This is a genomic window from Variovorax sp. 01T439_2, from assembly GCF_056398445.1.
Genome location: NZ_JBFTPJ010000797.1, coordinates 1 through 2,804, shown reverse-complemented (window position 1 = coordinate 2,804; position 2,804 = coordinate 1). Strand labels below are relative to the sequence as shown.

The following is a 2,804-nucleotide window of genomic DNA, read 5'->3' as shown; positions in this document are numbered from 1 at the left end:
GCTCGAGCTGATCGAGCACAAGCGCGGCCGCAAGATCGAGGAGATCCAGTTCCGGGTCGTTCCCAAGGTGCAGCAGCGCCTGGGCGACATCAGCGCGTCGAACCGCAACGTCTTCGACCTGGCGCTGGTGGGCCGGCTGATCGCGCTGGGCCTGAAACAGGACGAGGCGCAGGATCTCTACGCCACCACCGACGAAGGGCAGATCCGCGCCACGCTCGACCATGTGGACCAGCGGCTGCGCAATGCCTCGATGCCGGTGCTCAAGTCGCCGGCCGCGTATTTCAAGGATGCGCTGAAGAAGGGCTACGCGGGCGTGACCGCGATGGAGCCGGCGCCCAGCAGCGGCCCGGCACCGGCCCTGGCGCCACCCGTGGCGGTGCTGTCGGAGGCCGACCGCCTGCGGCGCATCCGCGAGCTCTGGGAGAACGACCGCATGGGACAGGCGCGCGCCGTGTTCGCCGAGATGCCGCAGCCCATGCAGGCCGAGGTGCGCACGCGCTTCGAGGCCGAGCGGCTCGACCAGGTGGCCGCCCCCATCGCGCGCGCCTGGCGGCGCGACGGCCCGGCGAGCCGCGTGGCCGCGACCACCTTCTTCCGCTGGCTGGCGGAGGACACTTGGCCCGAGGAGCCCTCCGACCGCGTGCTGCTGGACTTTGCGCTCCAGCGCGGCGTGGCCGGCATCTAGAAGGTGAGTGCATACTCTTCGTTGAGGGCGCTACTACCTTCGAAAGCTGCCTGGATGCTGGGCCTCAGCGTCCCGCCACGCGGCGCGCACGCGCCTCGGGCTGGCCGCTCGCCGCTGCCTCGCCAGCGCGCATCCTGACCAGTGCCGCCAGTTCGGCGGGCGGCACGGGCCGGCTGAAGAGATAGCCCTGCATTTCGTCGCACCCATGGGCGCGCAGGAATTCCAGCTGCTGCTCGGTCTCGACCCCTTCGGCAATGACTTTGAGATTGAGCTCGTGCCCCAGCGCGATGATGGTCTTGGCAATCGCCTTGTCCTCTTCGTCGCCCGGAATGTCGCGCACGAAGGACTGGTCGATCTTGAGCCTCGCGATGGGAAAGCGCTTGAGCGCGCTCAGGCTCGAATAGCCGGTGCCGAAGTCGTCGATCGAGAGCTGCACGCCCATGGCGCGCAGGGCCTTCATCGACTGCAGCGCCTTGTCCAGGTCCTCCATGACCAGGCTTTCGGTCAGTTCCAGCTCGAGGAGGCGCGGCTCGAGACCGCTGTCCCGAAGCGCCAGGGACACCTGCGCGATCAGGGTCCGCTCCCGGAACTGGCGCGCCGACACATTGACCGACACGATGAACGGCGGCAGGCCCGCGTCCTGCCAGGCCTTGTTCTGGAAGCAGGCGGTGCGCAGCACCCATTCGCCGATCGGAACGATCAGGCCGGTCTCTTCCGCCAGCGGGATGAACTGCGCCGGCGAGACCAGGCCGCGCTCCGGATGCTGCCAGCGGATCAATGCCTCCACGCCCGTCACCCGGCCCGATTCCATGTCCAGCTGCGGCTGGTACGCGAGGTGGAACTCGCTGCGCGCGACGGCATGGCGCAGCCCTTCGCGCAGCGCGAGTTCGTCGCGGATCGCGCCGCTCATCTCGGCCGCATAGAACTCGAAGTTGTTGCGCCCCGAGGCCTTGGCGTGGGACATCGCGGCGTCGGCGTTCATGAGCAGGGCGTCGGCATCGGCGCCGTCCGCGGGATAGGTGGCCACGCCCATGCTGCCCGTGAGCTGGACCGCCTGGCTGCCGATGCGCGCTGGCTGCGCGATGGTCTCGAGCAGCTTTCTCAGGGCTGGTGCGATGTCTGTTCCGTCGCCGGGCTGGTCATACAGGATGATCACGAATTCATCGCCGCCCGTTCGCACCACCGTGTCCACGCTGCGCAGGCACCGGGCCATGCGCTCGGCCATGACCTTCAGCAATTCGTCGCCGCCCTTGCGGCCCAGGCTGTCGTTGATCCGCTTGAAGCCGTCCAGGTTGATGAACACCACCGTCATCAGCCGGCCGTAGCGATCGGCATACGAGATGGCCTGCCGCAGGCGGTCCTCCAGCAATGCGCGGTTCGGCAGCCCGGTCAGCGGGTCGTGGGTGGCCTGGTGCTTCAGGGTGTCGGCGCTGCTTTCCAGCAGCGCATTGGAATTCTCGATCGACTCGGCCATCTGGTTCATGGCGCTCGCAAGGATGCCGAATTCATCCGCGTGGCCCTGCGGCGTCCTGGCGCTGAAGTCCCCCGCGGCGACGCGCCCGGAAAAGGCGACGAGCCGGGCGATGGAGCCCGTGATGCGCCGCGAGACGACCGTCGCGGCCGCCGCGCTCAGCAGGATGGCCAGGGCGACCAGCGCGATGACCGCCCAGCGCGAGAACCTGGCTGCGCGTTCGACATCGCTGCGCGTCTGGAGCGCGCGCTTGGTCGCCTCGGTGTGCAGCGCCTCCACCGAGGATTCGATGGCCACGGCCGTGGCCAGGTAGCCTTGGCGCAGCGCATCGGCCGATTCCGGAAGGCCTTCCTTGCCATGCCGCGCAATGAACGCGAGGAAGCCGTCCTCGTACTGCCGGGTCTGGGTCTCGATCCGGTCGACCTGGTCCCTGAATTTCGGATCGGTCGAGAGGATTCGAAGGCTGGCAAGGTACTCCCGCATGTCCAGCAAATGGTTCTGCATGGCCGGCAGGGAGCGCTCGCTTGCCTGCGCCACCCCGAGCCGGTCCGCGGACAGCAGGAGTTCGTTCTCGGCGTCGCGGGCCTTGTACATCGCCAGCGAGCTGCGCAAGCTCAGGTCCGCCATCCGGTTGTCGCTGCTGAGCAG

Annotated in this window: 1 protein-coding gene and 1 pseudogene; one reads left to right on the top strand and one right to left on the bottom strand. The window is 68.4% G+C overall.

What is annotated here, in order from left to right; genetic code table 11:
- Positions 1-685: pseudogene (locus AC1DOC_RS27935) on the top strand (replication initiation protein); the annotation flags it as partial.
- A 64-nt stretch (positions 686-749) separates the two neighbouring features.
- Here AC1DOC_RS27935 and AC1DOC_RS27930 read toward each other — a convergent pair.
- A partial coding sequence (locus tag AC1DOC_RS27930; protein WP_478130946.1) for a putative bifunctional diguanylate cyclase/phosphodiesterase occupies positions 750-2,804 on the bottom strand: 2,055 nt, incomplete at its 5' end.